Origin of the sequence: Propionispira raffinosivorans DSM 20765 (assembly GCF_000381065.1) — a bacterium.
In the GTDB taxonomy this organism is placed as follows: Bacteria; Bacillota; Negativicutes; order Selenomonadales; family Selenomonadaceae; genus Propionispira; species Propionispira raffinosivorans.
On record NZ_KB905851.1, the window covers coordinates 1 to 22815 of the forward strand.

Here is a 22815-nt window from a genome sequence, read left to right on the forward strand (position 1 = left end):
AATGTACTGCTCGACCAAAACTACTTTTTGTAGATGCTTTCTTTGTATGAAGGTATGACAAAAACTCGTCAAGCACTGGTTTTGCCAGTTCCTGCCGTTTTTTATAACGTTCTTCTGTTGTACAATCGGCAAGCTGCCGCTCAATCGCAAATAGTTGGGTGCAATACTGTTTACACCGTTGTGCACCAGACCCTTCACGGTCTTTTTCAGGAAGGCATTTCAGTGCTTCATCAAATTTTCTTCGGGCATGCGCCCAACAGCCAACAACGACAATTTTGTCTGGTAGGCTGTGATATCCAGCATAACCATCCGTATTATTCCGATATCGGAATAATACAGACGCCTATGCGGGCTACAATAAAGTAGCCGATGTCACGAGATGTTTATGCTGGTCACATGTACGTAGAGATTTTGTTGATGCTTTGCCACAAGGCTTGAATGATGAAGAAACGACTCTAACAAAAGCAGGTATTGAACAAATCAATCAACTCTTTTATATGGAAAAAGAATTCGCATCTCTCGAAGCCGAAGAACGGAAAAAACAGCGTCTTTTACAGGAAAAGCCTGCATTAGAGGCTTTTTGGTTATGGATTGAAACGAATAAAGGCAAGATCATGCCAAAATCGAAATTGTGCAAAGCCATGAACTATGCCGAAAACAATAAAAAGGGTCTAGAAGCTTTTCTAGAAGATGGGAATTGCAACCTTTCAAATAATTGGGCAGAAAACAGTATCCGACCTTTTACAATTGGACGCAAAAATTGGCTGTTTAGTGGCAGTCCAAAAGGCGCCGCAGCAAGTGCAGCCATCTATAGCCTTATAGAAACGTGCAAGGCTAATAAAATAAACGAGTACAAATATTTGAAGTATCTGTTTGAAATGCTTCCGAATATCCTGTTTCTAAGAGAGCCACAACTTTTAGAAGATCATCTTCCATGGAGTGAAAAAATACAGCAAATTTGCAAATAAGCATAGCAGTCGTTCGATATATATTCATATTCTGAGTATACATCGACGGCTGCTATTTTTATATACACTGTTTTGTTGTACGCTTACAAAATACTGTTACCAAATGAGATTCTGTCATAAGGCAATGGTATTTTTGCTATTTACTGTTAAGGCGCAAATAAGGCGCATTTCCTTATTTTTAGACAACAAAAAAGCCTCCGAAAACCTCGGAGGCATTGATAACACTGGAGCTGATGATAGGAATTGAACCTACGACCTGCTCATTACGAATGAGCTGCTCTACCAACTGAGCTACATCAGCGCGATCACACAACATATTTTAACGTAGTATTGAAAAAATGTCAAGAAATTGTAAAAAATAATACAGAAAATCAGTTTCATTTCAGTTTAAGAGTTTTGGTATGTATTATTAGCAGTGGCGAAACAATCTTTGCCGCTGCTTTTTATTTGATATAAAGCATGATCGGCAGCGTCGAGCAGTTCTTTGTACGTAGCTCCGTTTTGCGGAGAAATGGCGATACCGATGCTGGCGGATACCATGCAGTCTTTATTTCCAGCATATTGATTTTGGCGGAGTGTGTGTGAAATAGCGTTGGCTTTACGAAATACCGTTTTTGTGGAGCGGATATCATGCATAAAAGCAACAAACTCATCACCGCCGATTCGACCGATGACATCATTGGGACCGAAAAGGGATTGGAGCTGCAGGGAAAATGTTTTGAGCACTTCATCACCAATCAAATGACCGAACGTGTCATTGATATCTTTGAAATCATCAATATCAATAATCATCAAGGCATGGATTGCTTTCGATTTTGGTGTTTTTTTTAGGAAACTATTGATCATAGTTTCTGTGACGGCTTTGTTATATAAATCAGTTAAAGGGTCTTTACAGGCTTTTTTTTCGAGCGATAATAAGGTTTTTTTCTGTGTATCGATATTGACGATTTTACCAATGACTTTAATCGGTTCATGTCGTATATTATAGATTGTTTGACTGTTGATATGAAACCATGCATAGGATCCTTCAATGTTACGAAGTTTGAGCTCAGTGGAAAATTTAGGTTCACCTGAACGAAATGAATTGATTAATTTTTTGATGGTATCGATATCTTTACGATAGACAAAATTGTCTTTATATATGTTTTTCGAAAAATTTATACAGCGAGCCTGACGGCCGAATAATTCAGTATATTTGGCACTGTGTTCAATTATATCAGTCTCAATATCATATTCGAATATGACATCATTTGTCATTTCTGTAGCAATATGATAACGTTCTTTTTCTAATAATAGTTTTTGTTGATACATTTTTGATTTTGTAATATCTAGCAATAAGTAAGATACCGTATCGTATCGATTGTTGGATCGATGGTAGCGGTAACAGTTTGCTCGCAACCATACGAATGTGCCATCCGTTCTTTTTAGCGTGAAATCAAATGTCAAATTATCAATATTAGGTGTAATTGTATCGGAAACAATAATTTTGCTGAGAAGTTTTTCTGCACCGATAAAATTACGACCGCTATTGTTGAATTTTTGTTTGACTTGTGCAGGGGAATAACCGATTAATTTATAATAACCTGCATTTGCATATAAAATCGTTAAGTTATCATCCAAAGCATATGTAACGATACCACAAGATACGGTGTCCATTAGTGAATCAAATTCAAGATTTTGTTGATCGTATGCTCGAACATTTTCTTGCAATTTTAAACAATAATAAAGTGCAGTGAAAAGTAGGATGACTATAAGTGCTTTTCCGGCAATATAATCTTGGATAAAAGGCATTTCAACACAAATCGTTAAAACAATAGAAAAAGATAATAACACAGAAATATGTTTCAAATAATGCTTTTTCATTTTTGTTCGGTTCATAGGAATCACGACCTTATCTTATCGAATGAAATGATCATGTAAATAAGAAAACAATTATCCTATTGTGCATTCATAAATCCAAGTTAAATTTTCTAAAAAAACCATTAATGCTAAGTTCCAGCAATGAAAAATAATCGCCAACACATGGTTACAATTAATAATTGTAACATAGTTTGGTGAACATTTAAACAGATTATTATACTATCATTAATGGTTATTATAGTAGTATGAATAGACAAATTATTCATACTAAATAAGTAAGGATTTGTTAGTGATCATCTTGAAAAATGCGGATTTTATTGTGGCGATAACTGCCTTAATTTATTTATGTATGAAATAATTTTAAACTCAATCCGTTGCTTGAAATGATTGCAAAAATAAACTTTTTTCATCGTACCATCTACTCCATATAATATAGGACAATTATACTATTTAAATGGGAAATAATCAATTGCACCTATATTGCAAGATGTGGCGGGTTTATTTGAATTTAAAGGAGTTATGCGGGATGAGATATTTGATTTTTCTATGAGAAAAGGATTCATTTTCATTTGTTTTGTGGTAAAATGAGAGGGTATTCAATGCATATGCTTAACTTTTGTTAAGAGGAAAGGATGTGTTTTTATGCATGAAGTTGTTATTAAGGCTCGACTTAGTCTCGAGGAAATTTTAAATGCGGTGACGCATGGTGTTGGTACAGCTATGGCGGTTGTTGCACTTGTTGGAATGCTGGTGCTCTATTATGATGAAGGCACGTGGCATGTTACGAGTTGTATAATTTATGGGATTTCGCTTATCTTATTGTATCTTGCGTCTACGTTATACCATAGTTTTACGAATGAGAAGCTCAAGTCAATTTTTAAATTTATTGATCATGCTGCAATTTATGTTTTGATTGCAGGCAACTATACGCCCTTTACATTAATTCCTTTACATGGTGAAGTTGGGTGGACAATCTTTGGAATTGTTTGGTCACTAGCTGCAGCGGGGATTGTTTTCCAGATATTTTGTGTTGAAAAATTTAAGGTTTTGGGTACACTATGTTATTTGGCGATGGGCTGGTTTGCGGTGGTGATGATTCGTCCGCTTTTGGGTCTGCTGCCAATTGAAGCGATTTATTGGATGATTGCCGGGGGTGTTTTTTATACGGTAGGTGCAGTTTTTTATCTTGTAAAAAAAATTCCTTATAATCATGCGATTTGGCATTTGTTTGTGTTAGCTGGAAGTATTGCTCATTTTGTAGCGATTTTTAAATTCGTTTTACCTCTGCCAGAAGTAGTCATTCATATGACTTCATTAGGAATTATGTAAAATGGAATTTTATTGACACTTGTAAAGTTGTTATGTTAGAATTAATCATTGATTTATGACGTTAAAATTTCATATTACTCTTATCAAGAGTGGTCGAGGGACTGGCCCGATGACACCCGGCAACCGGCGCATGCGCAAGGTGCTAAATCCAGCAGGAAAATTCCTGGAAGATGAGAGGGAACACGCTTAAAAAGGTCCCTTTCATTTGAATGGGATCTTTTTCTTGCTTAGAGTAAGAGAAATCTTTCGTTTTTAAAGGGAGGATAAACGAATATGCCAATCAAAATACCAAATAATTTACCAGCAACCAATATTTTAGAAAGTGAAAATATTTTTGTCATGGATACCGATCGGGCTTATAAACAGGATATTAGACCGCTTAAGATCTTGATTGTGAATCTCATGCCGGTGAAATCAATTACGGAGACGCAGCTGCTGCGGCTGTTAGGCAATTCACCAATTCAGGTTGAAGTCGATTTTATTTATACGGAATCCTATGTGCCGCAACATACATCACAAGATTATTTGACGGAATTTTATGGTACATTTGCCGAGGTACGGCATAAAAAATATGATGGACTGATTATTACAGGTGCTCCAGTTGAACAGATGGATTTTGAAGATGTTGCGTATTGGGATGAAATCTGTGAAATTATGGAATGGAGTAAATCACATGCATATTCAACATTCCATATTTGTTGGGGAGCACAAGCCGGTCTTTATTATCATTATGGAATCAAAAAGCATGCAGTTTCACCGAAAATTTTCGGTGTATATAAACATCATTTGAGTGTGGAACATGAAAAATTATTTCGCGGCTTTGATGATGAATTTTATGTTCCACATTCACGTCATACGGAAGTCCGCAAAGAGGATATTGAAAAAGTGGAAGCGCTGACTATTTTATCAGAAGCTGAAGGAGCGGCAGGCGTTTATGCCATCGCGAATCTAGCGAAACGACAATTTTTTATTACGGGACATGCTGAATATGATCCACTTACATTAAAAGGTGAATATGATCGCGATGTAAAAGCGGGGATGAAAATAGAAATTCCACAAAACTATTATCCAAATGATGATCCGACGAAGCAGCCAGTTATGAAATGGCGAAGTGTTGCCAACTTACTTTTTGCTAATTGGCTCAATTATTATGTATACCAGGAAACGCCATATAATTTAGATGAACTTTATGCAGCGAATGACTATATGTATTATATTTAAGCGTATGGCAAGGTTTGTGGCTGGACTTTAGACTCATTTTAGCGAAATCGTGAAAAATCTAAGAGAAATCAAAGAATAGCTGTATAAAATTAACAATATAAAGTATAGATATCAGTAAAATACAGCTATGAATAGGGGATTTATAATGAAAAAACAGGTTATTCTTTTAATGAGTACGATTTTAGTTCTTTTGGTGATGATGCCAGCAGCTTTGGCGCAGGAGCAGTCCAATGGAATAAAAGGCTACCAGTGGGCATTTTCTTCCGATCAGACCAATTATTATTTTGGTAGTGATAAAATGTCGTATGCTGTTGATAAACATGGCAAAATTGATAAAAGCAGGTTGTTGTTTTCGTCTATTATGACATATGAAGAACCGAAACCACAGGCGGTTATTACGCAGCGTGAAGCGCGTGGTCAAAAATTGACGGGTTATGAAAATTTCCATGGAATTATTGAAGTCAGAGAAATTGATTTAGATAAAAAAACGGTTTGGATACGAAGTCATCAAGATATTGATACGGCATTTAAAGTATTGACTGCCGAAAGTTCGGATCAGCTTTATGATCTCAAAGTTTTACCAAAAGATCAGCCGGAATATATTTTTGCTCAGCAGGTCATTGATTATGCGGCAAAACATGCAGATGATCTCAATCATAATACAAAAACGATGCAGCGCGAGTTGAAAAAAGCTCAAAAGACAGCAGAAAAACAAAATAATAAAGAATGACAACCAAATTGGTTTGATAAAAAAGTTTGAATTAAAATTTTAATTTTAATTCAAACTTTTTTAGTAGCAGAGAATTGACAGACGTACTAAAATAATATTATGATTAATAGGGAGTAGTAATCATTTGAAAATGTTTGGATGGTTTAGGCTGCTGTTTTGCGATGGAAAGCGGAAAATACCAGCCTAAGTTATTCAGATGTGAGCAGGTTTAAGTTTAATCGATAGGAGAATGCTGATGCGGAAAAATTTTTTTTTGTATTTTGTAGTACTAGTGTGTATAGGGTTGATTTTACCTCGGACAGCTTTCGCAGAATTGGCCATTTCGGACAGTTCTTATAAATGGGTACAGTCCTCAGCACGAATTAACTATTATTTTAACACCAGCGAAATACGTTTTTTTGTAGACGATACGGGACGTGTCGATCGTAATATTTTGCTGGTGAAAACGGTTAAAAGTTTTGACTGGCTTCAAATCCAGGATATTGTAGAAAAACGTAACTGGAAAGGGTTAGATACAGTGGGGTATGAGAACCTGGCTGGATCAGCGGAAGATCTGATTATTGATTTACAGCATCAAACTGTATTCGTGAAAACATATACAGAGCTGGATACAAACTGGAATGCGCTGGATAGCAGCGAACCAAATCGTCTATGCGATTTGACTAAATTATCCACTAAAAGTTTCGATCATATTTTTTATGAGGAAATCATAAAGTATGCTGCTTTGCATCAGGCAGAATTACAGGATCGTAGTATAGCGTATGCTGCCAAATTGTATACAAAGTAGTCTAAAAAACGTGGATGAGGCCTTGGCTTTAGTCCACGTTTTTGTGTAAATGTTTTGTTTGCGAAGTTCTCGCTAAATGATATATACTAATATGGATTATTATAACGAAAAGGTGTTACTTATGGATTATCATAAATTGATTAACAAAGCGGAACAGACACATAAATTAACAGGCAGTGAGATTGTTGCATTATTAAAAAACGAAGAATATCAAGAAGAGCTTGCTCAGGCAGCGGATCGAGTTCGCCATATTTTTGTGGGGGATGAAGTTCACTTGCGTGGATTGATTGAATTTTCTAATATATGTAAACAAAATTGCCTCTATTGCGGCCTGCGGCGCGATAATGAAAAGGTTGAACGGTATCGACTTTCTGAAGATGAAATTCTTGATTTTGCGGCAAAGGCGAAATCGTATGGCTATAAAACTGTCGTGATGCAATCGGGTGAAGATATGCATTTTAGCGTTGACATTCTTAGCCGTGTTTTACGGAAAATAAAAAAAATGGACCTTGCGATTACACTCAGTATTGGTGAGAAAACATATGAAGAATATAAGGCTTATAAGGAAGCTGGTGCCGATCGTTATTTGATTCGTATTGAAACAACCGATAGGGAGTTATATGAAGCTTTAAATCCAGGCATGAGCTTTGAAAATCGTCTTCGCTGCCTGTCTGATCTTAAGCAGTTGGGCTATGAAGTTGGTACAGGGTCTCTAGTTGGACTACCAAATCAGACCATTGAATCATTGGCCCAGGATCTTTTATTTTTTCAGGAAATCGATGCTGATATGGTTGGTATAGGTCCTTTTATTCCCAATGGTGATACGCCTTTACATAATGCAAAAGGCGGTTCGTTTCTACTGGCGAGATCTTTTGTTGCGTTATTGAGGCTTTTGCTGCCAGAGGCTAATATTCCTGCAACGACTGCGATGGAAACACTGGATCGTAATGCGAGAATCATTGCTCTGCAGTCGGGAGCCAATGTTGTGATGCCAAATGTAACCGAGGGAGATTATCGGCGCAAATATGCATTGTATCCGGGGAAAATATGTATTTCTGATACACCTGCGCATTGTCGTGGCTGTATTGGCGGGAAAATTATGGCAATTGGACGGAAAATTTCAGAACATAAGGGATTTCGTTGTCATGCAAATAGTCATAAAGTGTAGATTGTTAAACGGGGCTGGCAACAGCTCTTTTTTGGGAAAAGTGGGATAGAAATCCTATAAAATCATTTCCAAATGAATTGATATAATGTATAATTAAATCTAAGTAAGAATAGTTCTAGAAATTTATGGGGTGATTAAAATAAAAGGGACAGTTGTAGCAACGTGGATTAGTACAGCAAAAAAGCTCTGGGGCGAAGCTGTAGTCGCTGAAATCATGGGGAATCTTGGTTGGGAGTCGACAAGAATTTTTTTGCCAACCGAAGATGTAGAAGATAATAAACCAAAACAGATGGTAGAAATGCTGTCAAAAAAAACAGGGCAATCAGTCAAACAAATTTGGCATGCCATCGGGAAAGATAACGTTACCGCATTTTTTAACGTTTATCCCGCATTTTTTCAAAATAAGACATTATATTCTTTTTTAGCATCACTGTATGATATACATGTGGAAGTGGTGAAACGTATCGCTGGTGCAAAACCGCCGGAGGTTATCATGACTCCGATCAGTGAATATGAAGCAATTTTCTCTTACCGTTCAGAACGAGCCATGTTCGATTATTTTCTTGGCTTATTGGATGGGTCCGCTGAACATTACCATGAAGCATTGGGAATAGAAGTGTTGGAACAAACTTCAAATTCTTTAAAATTGAAGCTGAAATTTGCTCAATCGATTACCCATACGCAAACTTTTGGTCTTAATAAATGGCTGGGGTTTGTCGGCGGTCTTGCAGCTAAAATCGGCTTACTGGTAACGGTTGCTGTGTTCGTAGCACTGCTTATTGTTCGAACCTTTACGGAAGTATCCTTGTGGACTTCATTGGTAGCGGGTTTTGTATCCTATATTTCCGCAGCGGTTCTATTGCGTCCAATGCAGTCTATAAAATTGCAGATGGATCGACTTTTAGAACATCGCTATATTGAGACCTTTACTTTACATACAAAAGATGAATTTGAGCGCCTCAACTGTAAGATTGAAGAATATAAGAAACGGATCAAAGCAGATTTTACTGGCTTTAAAGGAACGACAGATGAATTGAACCGCTATGGTGGAACCTTTAATACGCTCGCGGGCAATATGGGTTCGGCTTCCGATCATATTACAAATATTATGGATGAAGTAGCCGTGTCAGTACTTCATGAAGCAACTTCGACTACGGATGCAGTCGGAATTTTAAACGGTAATATTGTAACGCTCAAAACGGTTGTGGATCAACAAATTGAAAATAACCAGCATTTGCAAAATGCTGTTGATAAAATTGATCGCGGCTTTGGGGATGTTCACAGTTCAAGCGATAAGATCCATGATAGTATGGTTAATTTTGCTAAGGTCAAAAAAGATGTAGGGAAATTAAGTGTGCAGACACAGAAAATTACCGAAATCACGGGTATGGTGGCAGCGATTGCTGGACAGACGAATATGCTTGCGCTTAATGCAGCGATTGAAGCAGCCAGAGCAGGTGAACAAGGTCGTGGCTTTGCAGTTGTAGCGCAGGAAGTTGGACGACTCGCCGAAGAGTCGCAGCAGCATTCCGAAATTATTTCGGCAGATGTTTTGGTCATTACCCATACAATTCAGGATGTTGTGAAATCTGTTGATGAAGAATACGCTCTTTTGTCAACGGAAAGCAAACAGCTTATCGGTGTCGTAAATGAGAATGCGGAACATGTTGCTAATATTAGAGCTGTTTCAGCAGGAATTGTGGATATGATATCTAAGCTGGAACATGAAATGGAAGATATCAATTCCGTCTATGGAAATATTGAATCGATTGCGGCAATTTCTGAAGAAAATTCAGCGGCAACACAGGAAGTTAATTCAGCAGTTCGTATTTATAATGATAAATTGCAAGATATGATTGGTAAGATTGGTGAATTTAAGAAGATGACGCAGAATTTTGCGGTGGATATCAATCAGTATAAAATTTAATAAGATAATAAAAAAAACAGACGATTTCAAATCGTCTGTTTTTTTTATTATTTATTTGTTTTGTTCTGTGACCAGCCATTTTACTAAAATATGAGCACTGCGACGGTTGGTAGCCAAAGGGATATTATGTACATCGCAAATTCGCAGCAAGGCTGTAATGTCTGGCTCGTGAGGTTGTGATGTCAGCGGATCACGCAGGAAAATAACAAGATCAACTTTTTCTGTTGCGACGAGTGCGCCAATTTGCTGATCGCCGCCAAGCGGACCGGACATCAGAGTTTTTACATTTAAATGAAATTTTTCATTGATCAGTGTCCCGGTTGTTCTGGTAGCAATGAGGTCGTATTGCGAAAGTACGTCTTTATGATGGTCGACAAATTCTAACATTTCAGTTTTTTTCTTGTCATGGGCAATTAAAGCGATTGTTTTCATGAATACACCTGCTTTGATAGATTTTATTTAGTATGAATTACTATTTCAGTATAGCGTATTTGTGAAAACAGGTAAATAGCAGAATTCTGAGAAAAAAATTTGATTTCACTAGGATTTTGTTTCGGTAATTTTTATCGTTGTTCTTATTGTGCAACAATTGTGAAAATCGATAACTTTAGGGACAGATATTGCATCACGCATAGGACTTATGATAAAATATCTCCGAATGGAGTGAATGTAAGTGGCAAGAAAAGCAAGAGTGAAAAGTAGTACCGGAATTTATCATATTATTATACGCGGTCTGGATATGCAAACAGTATTTGAAGAGGACGAGGACAAAACAGCTTTTTTAAAGTTGGTGCATGATTATAAAGCAATCTGCGGCTACGCTGTGTTTGGCTATGTGGTGATGGATCATCATGTCCATCTTGTGATTCGTGAAGGGCAGAATACCGTCAGTAATATTATGAAGCGTATCGGGGTTAAGTATGTTGCACGCTATAACGCAAAATATGCGCGTGAAGGGCAGTTGTTTCATGATCGTTTTAAAAGTGAGCCAATTGAGTCGGACGATTATTTAAAAACAGTTTTACGTTATATTCATCAAGAACCTGTTCGTACTGGTGCGGTAACTGAAATTAGCAGATATCCCTGGAGCAGTTTTAAAGAATACATAGATGCGGATTCGCTTGTTGATACACAAAAAGTTTTAGCTATTTTTGGTAAAGAAGAAGCAGCGCAGCGCATTGCTTTTCGCAAGTATATGAATGAACCTTCCGAGGATAAATGTTTAGAAGCTTGTCGGGAAAAGATTGCTGATGCAGATTTGCTGGCCCTTTTACTTCGTTTAGCCCGAGTAAAAACGGTGGAGGAATTAAAACGTTTATCGAAACCAGACCGCAATGAAATGTTGAGAGAAGTGAAATCACTGGATACAACGTCTACATGGCAAATTGCTAAAGTGAGTGGTTTTAGCCAAAGTGTTGTCGCAAAAATATAAAAAACAATAAAATTTAAAGAGCTCCTATAGTTAATCGGCTGAAAAAGCTTGTTATATACAGGGGCTCTTCTTGTTTGAAAAATTTTTTTAATAAAACGTGTAACTCCATTCTTGACGATTGCCGTATAGGATATTTAATGTACCTTATAATAGCATTTATATATTTTTTTTATCTTTTGTGCAGCAATCGCTTGTGTATTTAATTGATATGTAGTATATTCAAATAATCAGATATTCAGTAGTATAGATATTGGAGGTAGTATGTTTTTGTTAACACAGGATTTATTTAACAATTTATTTGAGCTGGGTGTGCTCTTTTTTATTTTGGGCGGTATATTTCCGTTGCTTTTGCATAAATGGCAGCACTTTGCGACTGCTTTTGCCAATGGTTGTTCTTTTGCCGGCGGTGTTTTGATGACAATTGTGGCGGGGCGGTTGCTTTTGTTTCAGGAAACCTTAAACTTGATGGCGTGGACGATTATGGACCCAATCATATTGAAAGTTCATTTTGATATGCTATCGTCCTTCTTTTTATTGATTATTGGCAGTATGGTTTTAATTTGTGCTATTTACGCACAGGGAGATGTTGGTTCTAATAAACAACTGGATGGTAGAAACTATCTCGGGGCTATTATGAATTTTTTTATCCTTTCCCTTATTGGCGTTGTTGGTGTTGATACTTCCGTGACCTTTTTGATCTTTTGGGAGTTCATGGCGTTGACGTCTTTTGCGCTGGTGATGTTTGAACATGAAAAAAAGAAAGTTCGTTCCGCGGGCTATATTTATTTGACGATGACACATGTAATCGGCGTTTGTTTGAGTATCGCTTTTTTATTGTTGTATTGGTATACGGGCAGTTTAGAGTTTGCTGCTTACAAGAATGTTGGGTCACAGGTATCAGAATTAGCAGGATCCATAATCTTTTTTTTGTTTTTTATTGGTTTTGCTGCAAAAATGGGATTGTTTCCAATTAATGTATGGCTGCCACGGGCTTATCCGGCGGCACCATCGAGCGCAACGACGCTGATGGCTTCAGCAATGATCAAAATGCCTGTGTATGCATTACTACGTGTATCTTTTGATTTTTTTGGCACAGGCCCGCTCTGGTGGGGGCTGTGCGTTATTGGAATAGGAACGGTTTCTATGTTTGCGGGCAGTTTGTTAGGTGCTTTGCAAAATGATACGAAACGGTTTCTTGCTTATAGTAGTGTGGAGAACATGGGACTTATTTGTGTGGGAATTGGTGCAAGTTTGTATTTTAATGCAGTGGGCGCATTTACGTTGGCGGCACTGGCTTTTTCGGGTACATTGTACCATGTTTTCAGTCACTGCATCTTTAAATCTCTACTGTTTATGGGAGCTGGAGTTATGCTGAGGGCAACGGGAACATGCAATATAAGTCGTCTCGGCGGTCTTATTCATCGGATGCCTTGGATGGCGGGCGCTTTTTTGATTGGCGGGATGACCTTGGCTTCTTTACCGCCATTTACTGGATTTATGAGTGAGTGGCTTTTGCTGCAATCGATGCTGCATATGGCTTTTGAACCATCAACGCCATTTATTAAACTTTTTGCTGCCATGGTTGTGGCGGCCATGGGACTGTCTGGAGCGCTGGCGGCGGCAGCTGTGGTTAAACACTTTGGCATCGCTTTTTTAGGCAAGGCACGCACTCCAGAGGCGGCTGAGATGCAAGATGTTAATGGAAGTATGCGCGTTGGAATGATGGTGCTTTGTTTTTTGTCGCTCGTATTGGGAATATATCCTGGCGGAGCATTCTTGTTTATTAATGCGGTGACGAGTGGGTATTTTTCCGTGGTGTTTAAGAGTGATTTTATTGTCCTTGTTCCGTTTGTTGGAGCTGCCGAAAAACTGACAATCTCCACGGGCATTGTGACAGGTTTGATTTTTGTCATTTTACTGTTTACGTATCTTTTGATTCGCCGTCTGTATGGACGGAGTCGTTATGAACTAGAATCTGTCTGGACTTGCGGAGGGGAACATCTTCCTATTATGGAATATACAGCAGCATCCTATTCACAGCCGTTGCTGCGTATTTTCAAGAGAATTCTTGGAGCACATAACAAGATTGTGACACAAGCTGAATATCAATATTATCCAAAGCGAATCGAGCATCGTATCAATATCGATGCTCGTGTTGGTGATAATGTTTATAAACCTTGTATTGGACTTATGGTAAAACTATTTAAGCAAGTTAAAATCATTCAAAATGGTAATTTGCAAGCTTATGTGGCTTATATGGTTGCAGCTTTAATTATTACTTTGTTATGGATTAGGTAGGTGGAATGGATGATAGAAAAAATAGTATATATGGTCTGTCAGGTTTTGTTGGTTTTATTTGCAGCACCATTGGTAGAGGGGATCATAAAAAAAGTGAAGGCTCGGCTGCAAAATCGTATTGGTGCTGATCTTATACAGCCATATCGTGATTTATTTAAATATCTGCGTAAAGATGCAGTGCTTGCTAAAGAGGCTTCTTGGCTCACGCGGACAACACCTTATCTTGTTTTTGCCATTGTCCTGGGTTCAGTAAGTTTGCTGCCCATGGCGGCATTGTATTCATCGCTGACCTTTACCGGTGATATCATTTTACTGGTTTATCTTTTTGCCGTCGTGCGTTTTTTTCTAGCGATTACGGCTTTGGATTCCGGCAGTGCTTTTGGCGGGATGGGATCGAGCCGGGAGATGATCATGTCTGCTATTTGTGAAGCGGCGCTGCTGCTTGCGGTGATTGCTGTACTTATGCAGGTTGGCACAACCAATCTGAGGGTGATTGTCGAATCTTTGCTTACGGGGGGCCGGGATTTATTTAATTACGCGTATTGGCTCTCCTTTGTGGCATTTTTGCTTGTGGTCATTGTTGAAACAGGGCGGATACCTTATGATAACCCGGATACACATCTGGAACTTACCATGATTCATGAAGCTATGCTGCTTGAATATTCGGGCCGTTATTGGGGCCTTTTGCATTGGGCTCTTTTGGTGAAGCAAATTCTTGTTTTTACTTTATTTATCGATCTTTTTATCCCATGGGGGATTGCCAAAGAATTTACCGGTTTGGCAATTTTTGAGGGCAGTATTTTTTATTTGCTTAAAGTTATTCTGCTTGGTATATTGCTGGCGGTGATTGAAACGGTTTATGCAAAAATGAGGTTGTTTAAAGTACCAAAATTGTTGGCAGTTTCAATGGCGTTATCGGTTTTGGCGATTGTTTTGCAAATTGCTGTATAAAGGGGGAAGAAAAATACAAATGGATAGTTTTATTACGGTGATTTTACTCGTAAGTACGCTGCTTTTATTTAGGACGAAAAAGACGATGGATGCTGTATTTATTATAACAATCCAATCAGCTGGTCTGGCTGTAATCGGATTTATTATGTGGTATCGCACGGGACTGGTGCATCTTTTAATTGGGGCCATTTTAACCCTGGTGGTTAAAACGTTTCTGATACCCTATATATTGTATTATACGGTGCGTAAAACGAAAGAACACCGAAACATTGTACGGAGCATGGGGCAGTTTTCTACGATGCTGATAGCCCTTTTGCTAACGGTGTTGGGGCAGTATGTAGCATCTCATTTGATGCTTCCGGGAGCGGAACATGGGATGCGTTATCTGTCAGCAGCGATAAGTTTAGTGTTTTTAGGAACATTTACGATTATCAATAATAAGCAAGTTTTGATGGAAGGAATTGGTGTCATTGTGATTGAAAACGGTTTATTTTTGATTACACAGTCGTTAAGCTATGGAATGCCTCTAGCCGTTGAACTAGGGATTTTCTTTGATTTATTTGTAGCGGTTGTAATTATTGCGAGTTTGACATTTAAGATTCATTCTGTTTTCCATAGTTTGAATACAGAAAAAATGCAGGATTTAAGGGGATAAGTTATGTTGGCAATAGGATTATTTGTAGTTACGCTTTTGAGTGGTGTTTTGGGCGGGCTGTTTAGCAGACATAAATTTGCCGATTTCTTGCAGGCCACAGGGTCCTTTGTTTCATTGCTGCTGGCAGGCTGGATTGCAAAAATTGTAATTTTTGATGGGAACATACTTATCTATTCAGATCATTTGATTTATATTGATGCCCTAGGTGCTTTTAATATTATGTTGATCGCGATGGTCGGGTTTGCGGCAGCGGTTTATTCGGTTGGTTATATGCGTTATGAAGTGGCAGAAGGATTCATAACACGAGTGCAGTTAGGTAGATATTATTTCTTTTTTCATTGTTTTATTTTATCGATGCTGTGGGTGAGTTCAGTTGATAATTTGGGCATGTTATGGGTTGGAATAGAGCTTACTACATTGATTTCAGCCTTATTAGTATCCTTTTATGGAACACAACATGCATTGGAGGCAGCTTGGAAATACCTTATTATGGGGGTGGTAGGGATTGGTTTTGCCCTTTTAGGTATTGTATTTCTCTATATGTCAGGGCTCAACACCATGAATCCGGCAGCGGCACTGCAGTGGTCTTCACTTATGGTGGTGGCGGATCAACTGAATCCACAATGGGTTGAAATCGGTTTTATTTTTATTTTGATTGGTTTTGGCACAAAGGCAGGGCTGGCACCTATGCATTTTTGGCTGCCGGATGCACACAGTCAGGCTCCAGCACCGGTTAGTGCGGTTTTATCCGGGGTACTTTTGAATACCGCCCTTTATGGTATTTTTCGCATTTTTGCGATTGCAAATCTTACGCTGCATGGACAGGCCGCTAAATATTTAATTGGGTTTGGACTGTTTTCAATTGCGGTGACAGTACCATTTATCATGGTGCAGAAGGATTTAAAGCGTATGCTGGCATTTTCGAGTGTTGAGCATATGGGGATTATTACATTAGCTGTTGGTTTTGGTGGACCGTTGGGGTTATATGGAGCGTTTTTGCATATGTTTAATCATTCCATGACCAAATCTTTACTGTTTTTTGCTGCGGGTGATGTGGCGCAAAAGTACCATACGAAATTTATGGATCGTATTTTTGGGGTACTTAAGGCGCTTCCTTTTACCGGAATTGTCATGCTTATTGCAGCTTTTGGTGTTGCCGGGGCACCACCGTTTAGCATCTTTTTGAGTGAGTTTACAATCATGTTAGCGGGTGCAGCTTCTGGTCATATTTTTGCCGCAGGTATTTTTGCTTTGTTGATTGTACTGATTTTTGCGGGAATGTCTTATTATGTGTTGAAGATGATTTTTGGGAAAATGCCGGTTCGAACCGTGCATCAAACGGATTTTTGGATGAAAACTGCCATGAGTATGCTGCTTGTGTTTGTTATAGTCGGGGGTCTATATGTACCAGAGCCCCTTGTTTATGCAATCCATGCAGCAGTCGCCATATTCCAAGGGGGGATTAAATAATGGAGCGAAGAAGACGGATTTTAAAAGAAATAGAACAACATATTCAGCCGTTATTGCTTGCTAAGATAGAAAAAAAACAGGAAGTCCTGTTTGAGGTGCATAAAGAACATTTGCTGCCAGCTTGTCAATACATTCATGGTGAACGCAAAGCGCGCCTTTTCACAATGGTTGGTAATGATGAACGGCAGATTAATGGAAGCTTTAGCTTGTATTATGTATTTGCGATTGATGAAATACATTTTTTTGTTACCATTAAAATTGCCCTGTCACAGGTCGATCCGACATTTCCTTCGCTGGCCGCGTATATACCGACACTGGATTGGTATGAACGAGAAGTCAATGACTTATTGGGGCTTCGGGCGATTGGTCATCCCAATCGTGTACCGTTAATTTTACATGGAGACTCTCTGGGGATACATCCGCTTTGTAAAGATTATGTTGATACAGGTTTAGTCGCGCAGACACCGGATATGACGGATACGGTAGAGTATATGGGAGAAGACGTGACGCAGATTCCCGTCGGCCCGATTCATGCCGGTATTATAGAACCTGGACATTTTCGTTTTGGTGCGGTTGGTGATACGATTTTACATCTGGATGCTAAACTTTTTTATACACATCGTGGGATTGAAAAAACACTGGAAGGCAAGACCGTGCAAGAAGCCAGATTTTTAATTGAACGTATTTGCTGTGTTTGCAATGTTTCTCATTCAGCTTCTTTTGCGCAAGCGGTGGAATCGGCAGCTGGAATTGAAATTTCGCAGCGAGCTAAATTTTTGCGGTGTCTATATTTAGAATTAGAGCGGCTTTACAATCATGTGGGAGATGTTGGGAATGTTTGTTCGGGTTATGGTTTTGCAGTTGGAAGCAGTCAAGGTGCCAGGCTTAAAGAGGCGCTTTTGCAACTGAATGAACGGCTTACAGGGCATCGCTATTTGCGCGGAATCATCGTGCCGGGTGGGGTGAACTGTGATCTGGATGAAGCGGAACTTGTCTTACTGATGGAATCTATTAATGAAATTGATGTTGATTTTCAGGAATTTGTTGATATTTTATTGGGTCATGAAATTGCTATGGATCGTATGGAGACAACGGGGAAACTGTCGCTTCAGCAGGTTGATGATTTTGAGGCAGTTGGTATAGCCGCCAGAGCATCGGGGCGTGATGTTGACTGCCGACGTGATTTTCCCTATGCTGCCTATGAACAACTTGATTTTGCGGTTGTTTTGCAAACAGAAGGCGATGTTTTAGCACGGATAAAGGTACGCATCGTTGAAGCTTTTAATTCGATGCTTTTGATCCGGCAAATTTTAAGCCGTTTGCCGAAGGGGGCTATCCAAACCGACATTCCTTTGATTGAACCTTATACAAGTTCTTTGGGGTGGTCGGAATCAGCGCGCGGTGAAAATGTCCATTGGATTATGTTCGATAAAAACAATACGATTTACCGTTATCGGGTACGATCCGCGGCTTATAGCAATTGGCCGGTTGTACCTCTCGCGGTAGCAGGAAATATCATTCCAGATTTTCCGCTTATAAATAAGAGTTTTGAATTATGTTATGCGTGTTGTGATCGGTAATATTTGGAAGGGGAAATAGGTATGTTTGATATGATTCGCAAGATATGGAAGGTTGGTACGGTGACTCGAAGGCAGCCATTTTCTGCGGCACCATTAAAATATAAAGGTAAAATTAAAATAAAATTTGTGCCGAAGACCAATTGGGCCGAATGTGCGGCGGCTTGTCCAAGTAGAGCGCTGATCATAGATGCTGGGCAGGTACGGTTATTCTATGGCAATTGTATTATGTGTGGAAATTGTGTACGAATATGCAATACGGATGCAATTATACAAACGAATGATTGCTATTTAGCAGCTATGGATAAAAACAAACTTTGGGCGGCTGTGACGATATAATGGCAAAAAAGGAGAAATTCTGATGAATGAAGAACTAGGAAAAGACATGAAAGCACGAATTACGAAAGTCTTAGGCGGCTCTTTACATATTCGTCATGTAGATACGGGGTCTTGTAATGGCTGTGATTTTGAAATGGGAGCTTTGTCTAATCCCATTTATGATATTTCTCGTTTTGGTGTGAGTTTTTCAGCATCGCCTCGTCAGGCGGATATGCTGATGGTAACGGGCGGTGTGACGAGAGCCTTACAAAAAGCACTGCTTAGAACATATGCTGCGGTGCCCAATCCTAAAATTGTTTTGGCAGTGGGAGCTTGTGCGATCGGTGGGGGGGTTTTTGGCGAAACGTATGCCAATGCGGGCGGCATTGATCAATTTGTGCCGGTTTATGTCTATATACCAGGCTGTCCGCCAAGACCGGAAGCTTTGATGCAGGGGATCTTGAGCGCAATTGATAAATATGAAGAAGTTTTAAAGCGGGGGAACTAATATGGATTTAACAGTGCAACAATTTAAAGCAGATTTTTTCAAAGCTCTGGCGCATCCACTGCGTATTCGAATTTTAGAAGTATTGAGTCAGGGAGATAAAAATGTCAATGAACTGCAAAGTATTATCGGTAGTGAAGGGTCGGCCGTATCACAGCAACTATCTGTTTTACGCAGTCGAAATATCGTTAAGGGGACAAAAGACGGTAATAAGGTAACCTATTCACTTTGTGATCCAGCTATTCCGGAACTTTTGAATGTAGCAAAACAAATTTTTAATCATCATTTGATCGATACGATTTCCATGCTGGACAAAGTGAATGATGATAATATGAAGGCTATGTCCTGATAAAAATTTAGAAAGCAGCTAGTGGTGTTCTGGTTTTTAGAAATTTTCCGCCTCGCAGGCAGGACAAATTGCTCGTTTACAACTCTTATGGTTTATTTGAAAGTGACTTTGTGTTAAGCTAAGAATAGAGTAATAATGGTTTTATTATAGGAGGGACATCATGGCAGTTGGTAATATTTATACAGCAAAGAAAATTTGCCCAGTATGCGGCGAAGAAATTTCAGTAACGAAAGTGAGATCAAGACTCATCTCGGTAAAGACAGATGATGATTTTTGTGTACATTATAAAGATTTTAATCCTTATTATTATGCGATTTGGGTTTGTGAAAAATGCGGCTATGCAGCAGATGAAAATCATTTTACGGGACATATGCATCCCAAACATCAAGAACTGATCCGAAAATTTTTAAATGAACGAAAAATAGGTTTGGAACATCATGAAGTGAGAACGCTTGCTGAAACGGTTACATCCTACAAATTAGCGATTTTTTTCGCAGAACTTATTAGTGCATCTGCAGGTCATATTGCAGGGCTGTATTTAAAGTTGGCTTGGATCTATCGGGATGCCAAAGACAAAGAAAAAGAAGATGAAGCTTTGGCAAAAGCAGTTGAATATTATGATAAGTCTTTGGCGACAGAACGTTATCCAATGGGAACGATGACCGATAATGCGGTTATTTATCTGATCGGGGCTATCCATAAACGTATGGGCAATTATGAATCAGCTACACAATATTTGAGTCGTGTCATTGGTGATCAGCGGGCTCGCTCGGAAACGACGATTTTTAATAAAGCCCGTGATCTTTGGCAGGATATCCGTTCCGATAAAGAAACACCAGAACACACCTGATATTTTGTTTTATAATGACTGACAGGCGATTTTTTTATGACATACCAGGTGAATTGCTGTATAATAAAAATGCTATTGCAGGCACTTTTGCCGGTGTATGCAATAACATAAATTTTATGATGAAGCAGGGATTGTTATGGATATGCCTACAGTTATTTCAGCTCAGGCACTGAACTCAATTAATTTTAATGACATAAGCAGTACAATAGAAAACTATAGTCCGGTTATTGATGTGGTAAAAAAGACTTGGACAAAAGAATCTCTGCTGGATATTTTAGCCGGGAAAATTTCGATACCGGATGATGTGATCAATGCATCCATTGCCGATCAAATTGATGAGACCTCTAAAGTGAAGTCTCTTATTGTTACTTCTCAAGCGAATGGAAAACTGAAAATTAACGCCGATACCAAAGCAATGGGACGTTTGGAGCTTACGGGAACAATTGATGAATTTGTTCACAGGGGGGATACGTCCTATGTGAAATTTACAGTTAAAGAACGAGAACTTCCAGATCATCAAGTCATGTCTTGGATTTTTTCCCGGATTTCGTTGTCGATGGCGCAAAAAATAGTGGGGAAGATTGACCTTGCTGATGATTTGAAAACGGATATCAACCATAATACAATTACCGTGGATTATCAAGACATGTTATTGAAATCAGATTTTGGACAAGTTTCATTTCAAGGTTATAATCTTCTGGATGCACTTGTGATTGAGAAGGCCGAGCCCAAAGATGGCTATATTGAATTTACAACAGGATTAAATCTTCCTGAGCCTGTCAAAACGATGTTATTGAATATACTTTTATAGAGGGGGTTGTATTTTTGAAAAAAATAGTTTGCTTGCTGCTTATGTGTTTTTGTATTGTGGTGCTAACACTGCCAGTTTTGGCATCACCGCTTAAACCAAAAATTTTATTTGTACCTCATGATGATCGACCTGTTTCGTTTGCACAGACAGCCGATACCGTGCGTAATTTAGACTATGACCTAGTATTGCCACCGCAAAATCTCTTGGGGAATCGTACGGATCTTGGCCATCCTGATGAACTTTGGCAATGGGTATTTGCTCAGGCAAAGAATGCAGATGCACTGGTGTTATCTTCGGATTCTCTACTCTACGGAAGTCTGGTAGGGTCTAGAAAACATGCCTATACACAAGCAGATATCATCAAACGTGTTGAACAGTTTGCGCAGCTTAAAGCTCAAAATCCCCGTTTGAAAATCTATGTTTTTGGTTCGATTATGCGTACCCCTCGCGATGGTGCAGCTTCAGGGACGGAAGAACCAAGTTATTATGCTAAATATGGTGCTTCGATATTTCGCTTAACAGAACTGCAAGATAAAGGCGAAACGGAAGGGTTATCAGGCAGTGAAAAAAAAGAACAGGCTAAATTAGAAACGGTGATTCCAACAAAGGCAATCGGCGATTGGATGAAACGCCGCCAGACTAATTTTGCTGCGAGCAGTCGTCTAATTGAATTATCTCGGGCGGGAACTTTTAATTATCTTGCTTTAGGACGCGATGATAATGCACCATATTCGCAGACGCACAAAGAAAGCAGGCTGCTGTCAAAACAGGGTGAGGATTTAGGCGTTACGAAATTTCAAGCTTTAGCGGGAATTGATGAAATCGGTATGGTCTTGATGACGCGGGCCGTAAATGATTTGAGTTCTTATATTCCCTTTGTGACAGTTCGCTATGCAGATGGGATAGGCGCTGCTACGGTACCGTCTTATTCCGATGAAGCAATTAGTCAATCGATTCGTTCTCATCTTCTGGCTGCCGGGGCAATTCAGATTCCGGGCCTTAAACGAGCGGATCTGGTACTTTTGGTGAATACGAATAAAGATGGGAAAACCTTAGAGGCAAATTGGCCGCAAAATACGATAGTGCCAAGAGATAATACGCTTTCATTTGCCAAAATGGTGGACTTATATGTGTCACAAGGTTATCATGTTGGTGTCGGTGATATTGCTTTTTCCAATGGGGCTGACAATGCATTGATGGCTGAGTTGGCAAAACGTAATCTTTTGCCGAAACTCACAGCTTATTCGGGATGGAATACGGCGACAAATAGTACAGGCTTTGTGTTAGGACAGGGGATTATGGCTCCCAAAATGACGCTGCAAGCAAAAAACAATTTATTGGCAGTTCGGTATTTGGATGATTGGGCTTATCAAGCTAATATTCGGCAGAGTGTTGCTGGAGAGCTATCAAAAATACCCGGAACTGGCAGTTATGGACAGTTGGATCAAAAAAAAGCGGCTGTTATAAAAGCTACAGTCGAAAAAATGAATATATTTGTCAAGCATAACTTGTCAGATATGGAGATTGATAAAATTTTGATTGATTTTCCTTGGAATAGAATGTTTGAAACTGCGGTTACAATACAATCTCGATAAATATAAAACCTGCT

General features: G+C 39.0%; 20 protein-coding genes, 1 tRNA gene, 2 pseudogenes and 1 riboswitch. Of the genes and pseudogenes, 19 read left to right on the forward strand and 4 right to left on the reverse strand.

Annotated elements, in window-relative coordinates; translation table 11 throughout:
- A pseudogene (locus F606_RS23960) lies at positions 1–301 on the reverse strand (IS66 family transposase); the annotation flags it as partial.
- Positions 302–347: 46 nt separating this feature from the next.
- Between F606_RS23960 and tnpC the strand changes: the two are divergent.
- Positions 348–968 (forward strand): annotated as a pseudogene (tnpC, locus tag F606_RS21015) (IS66 family transposase); the annotation flags it as partial.
- Between the two features lie 225 nt (positions 969–1193).
- On the opposite strand, the gene F606_RS0110955 reads toward tnpC, so the two are convergent.
- A tRNA-Thr gene (locus F606_RS0110955) sits at positions 1194–1269 on the reverse strand.
- Between the two features lie 86 nt (positions 1270–1355).
- The gene (locus F606_RS0110960) at positions 1356–2831 is read right to left on the reverse strand and encodes a sensor domain-containing diguanylate cyclase (protein WP_211210064.1); all 1476 of its coding nucleotides are present in this window, start codon (positions 2829–2831) and stop codon (positions 1356–1358) included.
- A 639-nt stretch (positions 2832–3470) separates the two neighbouring features.
- Between F606_RS0110960 and trhA the strand changes: the two genes are divergently transcribed.
- From trhA to F606_RS0110990, 6 genes are all read left to right on the forward strand, one after another.
- Entirely contained in the window at positions 3471–4157 is a 687-nt protein-coding gene (gene trhA, locus F606_RS0110965; protein ID WP_019553933.1) for a PAQR family membrane homeostasis protein TrhA, read from the forward strand.
- A gap of 77 nt (positions 4158–4234) precedes the next feature.
- Positions 4235–4334, forward strand: a riboswitch (SAM riboswitch).
- A 96-nt stretch (positions 4335–4430) separates the two neighbouring features.
- The gene (gene metA / locus F606_RS0110970) at positions 4431–5378 is read left to right on the forward strand and encodes a homoserine O-acetyltransferase MetA (RefSeq protein WP_019553934.1); all 948 of its coding nucleotides are present in this window, start codon (positions 4431–4433) and stop codon (positions 5376–5378) included.
- 145 nt (positions 5379–5523) lie between these two features.
- Positions 5524–6108, forward strand: coding sequence for a hypothetical protein (locus F606_RS0110975; protein ID WP_019553935.1), 585 nt, complete (start codon positions 5524–5526; stop codon positions 6106–6108).
- Positions 6109–6343: 235 nt separating this feature from the next.
- Positions 6344–6895: a hypothetical protein gene (locus F606_RS21020; protein ID WP_019553936.1), complete on the forward strand. Its 552-nt coding sequence runs from the start codon at positions 6344–6346 to the stop codon at positions 6893–6895.
- A 121-nt stretch (positions 6896–7016) separates the two neighbouring features.
- A complete protein-coding gene (gene hydE, locus F606_RS0110985) occupies positions 7017–8063 on the forward strand; it encodes a [FeFe] hydrogenase H-cluster radical SAM maturase HydE (RefSeq protein WP_019553937.1) in 1047 nt (348 codons plus the stop codon).
- A 130-nt stretch (positions 8064–8193) separates the two neighbouring features.
- Positions 8194–9990, forward strand: coding sequence for a heme NO-binding domain-containing protein (locus tag F606_RS0110990; protein ID WP_019553938.1), 1797 nt, complete (start codon positions 8194–8196; stop codon positions 9988–9990).
- Positions 9991–10041: 51 nt separating this feature from the next.
- Here the strand turns inward: F606_RS0110990 and F606_RS0110995 are convergent, their stop codons facing one another.
- Positions 10042–10422 (reverse strand): methylglyoxal synthase, encoded by a 381-nt coding sequence (locus F606_RS0110995; protein WP_019553939.1) that lies wholly within the window; start codon positions 10420–10422, stop codon positions 10042–10044.
- A gap of 241 nt (positions 10423–10663) precedes the next feature.
- On the opposite strand from F606_RS0110995, the gene F606_RS0111000 reads away from it, so the two are divergent.
- From F606_RS0111000 to F606_RS0111055, 12 genes are all read left to right on the forward strand, one after another.
- Positions 10664–11422, forward strand: a complete 759-nt coding sequence (locus tag F606_RS0111000) for a transposase (RefSeq protein WP_019553940.1) — start codon at positions 10664–10666, stop codon at positions 11420–11422.
- A 261-nt stretch (positions 11423–11683) separates the two neighbouring features.
- A complete protein-coding gene (locus tag F606_RS0111005; RefSeq protein ID WP_019553941.1) occupies positions 11684–13720 on the forward strand; it encodes a proton-conducting transporter transmembrane domain-containing protein in 2037 nt (678 codons plus the stop codon).
- Positions 13721–13729: 9 nt separating this feature from the next.
- Positions 13730–14671, forward strand: coding sequence for a respiratory chain complex I subunit 1 family protein (locus tag F606_RS0111010; protein ID WP_019553942.1), 942 nt, complete (start codon positions 13730–13732; stop codon positions 14669–14671).
- A 19-nt stretch (positions 14672–14690) separates the two neighbouring features.
- Entirely contained in the window at positions 14691–15326 is a 636-nt protein-coding gene (locus F606_RS0111015) for a hypothetical protein (RefSeq protein ID WP_019553943.1), read from the forward strand.
- Positions 15327–15329: 3 nt separating this feature from the next.
- Positions 15330–16796, forward strand: coding sequence for a hydrogenase 4 subunit F (locus F606_RS0111020; RefSeq protein WP_019553944.1), 1467 nt, complete (start codon positions 15330–15332; stop codon positions 16794–16796).
- Complete coding sequence (locus tag F606_RS0111025; RefSeq protein ID WP_019553945.1) at positions 16796–18376, forward strand: hydrogenase large subunit; 1581 nt, start codon at positions 16796–16798, stop codon at positions 18374–18376. Before F606_RS0111020 ends, F606_RS0111025 begins: the two co-directional genes overlap by 1 nt.
- A gap of 21 nt (positions 18377–18397) precedes the next feature.
- Positions 18398–18712 (forward strand): 4Fe-4S dicluster domain-containing protein, encoded by a 315-nt coding sequence (locus F606_RS0111030; protein WP_019553946.1) that lies wholly within the window; start codon positions 18398–18400, stop codon positions 18710–18712.
- A 22-nt stretch (positions 18713–18734) separates the two neighbouring features.
- On the forward strand, positions 18735–19199 hold the full coding sequence (locus F606_RS0111035) for an NADH-quinone oxidoreductase subunit B family protein (protein WP_019553947.1): 465 nt from the start codon (positions 18735–18737) through the stop codon (positions 19197–19199).
- A 1-nt stretch (position 19200) separates the two neighbouring features.
- Positions 19201–19545, forward strand: coding sequence for an ArsR/SmtB family transcription factor (locus F606_RS0111040; protein ID WP_019553948.1), 345 nt, complete (start codon positions 19201–19203; stop codon positions 19543–19545).
- Between the two features lie 160 nt (positions 19546–19705).
- Positions 19706–20395: a DUF2225 domain-containing protein gene (locus F606_RS0111045; protein WP_019553949.1), complete on the forward strand. Its 690-nt coding sequence runs from the start codon at positions 19706–19708 to the stop codon at positions 20393–20395.
- A 136-nt stretch (positions 20396–20531) separates the two neighbouring features.
- Positions 20532–21206 (forward strand): hypothetical protein, encoded by a 675-nt coding sequence (locus F606_RS0111050; RefSeq protein ID WP_019553950.1) that lies wholly within the window; start codon positions 20532–20534, stop codon positions 21204–21206.
- Positions 21207–21220: 14 nt separating this feature from the next.
- Positions 21221–22801, forward strand: coding sequence for a DUF4127 family protein (locus F606_RS0111055; protein ID WP_019553951.1), 1581 nt, complete (start codon positions 21221–21223; stop codon positions 22799–22801).
- Positions 22802–22815 lie beyond the last annotated feature (14 nt).

Bases quoted from the DNA above. Each gene is read 5' to 3' on its own strand.
- F606_RS0111020 (WP_019553944.1), top strand. From the start codon at position 15,330: ATGTTGGCAATAGGATTATTTGTAGTTACGCTTTTGAGTGGTGTTTTG.
- F606_RS0111035 (WP_019553947.1), top strand. From the start codon at position 18,735: ATGAATGAAGAACTAGGAAAAGACATGAAAGCACGAATTACGAAAGTC.
- F606_RS0110960 (WP_211210064.1), bottom strand. From the start codon at position 2,831: ATGAAAAAGCATTATTTGAAACATATTTCTGTGTTATTATCTTTTTCT.
- metA (WP_019553934.1), top strand. From the start codon at position 4,431: ATGCCAATCAAAATACCAAATAATTTACCAGCAACCAATATTTTAGAA.
- F606_RS0111050 (WP_019553950.1), top strand. From the start codon at position 20,532: ATGGATATGCCTACAGTTATTTCAGCTCAGGCACTGAACTCAATTAAT.
- F606_RS0111010 (WP_019553942.1), top strand. From the start codon at position 13,730: ATGATAGAAAAAATAGTATATATGGTCTGTCAGGTTTTGTTGGTTTTA.
- F606_RS0111015 (WP_019553943.1), top strand. From the start codon at position 14,691: ATGGATAGTTTTATTACGGTGATTTTACTCGTAAGTACGCTGCTTTTA.
- F606_RS0111030 (WP_019553946.1), top strand. From the start codon at position 18,398: ATGTTTGATATGATTCGCAAGATATGGAAGGTTGGTACGGTGACTCGA.
- trhA (WP_019553933.1), top strand. From the start codon at position 3,471: ATGCATGAAGTTGTTATTAAGGCTCGACTTAGTCTCGAGGAAATTTTA.
- F606_RS0111045 (WP_019553949.1), top strand. From the start codon at position 19,706: ATGGCAGTTGGTAATATTTATACAGCAAAGAAAATTTGCCCAGTATGC.
- F606_RS0110995 (WP_019553939.1), bottom strand. From the start codon at position 10,422: ATGAAAACAATCGCTTTAATTGCCCATGACAAGAAAAAAACTGAAATG.
- F606_RS0111005 (WP_019553941.1), top strand. From the start codon at position 11,684: ATGTTTTTGTTAACACAGGATTTATTTAACAATTTATTTGAGCTGGGT.
- F606_RS0111025 (WP_019553945.1), top strand. From the start codon at position 16,796: ATGGAGCGAAGAAGACGGATTTTAAAAGAAATAGAACAACATATTCAG.
- hydE (WP_019553937.1), top strand. From the start codon at position 7,017: ATGGATTATCATAAATTGATTAACAAAGCGGAACAGACACATAAATTA.
- F606_RS0110975 (WP_019553935.1), top strand. From the start codon at position 5,524: ATGAAAAAACAGGTTATTCTTTTAATGAGTACGATTTTAGTTCTTTTG.
- F606_RS0111040 (WP_019553948.1), top strand. From the start codon at position 19,201: ATGGATTTAACAGTGCAACAATTTAAAGCAGATTTTTTCAAAGCTCTG.
- F606_RS21020 (WP_019553936.1), top strand. From the start codon at position 6,344: ATGCGGAAAAATTTTTTTTTGTATTTTGTAGTACTAGTGTGTATAGGG.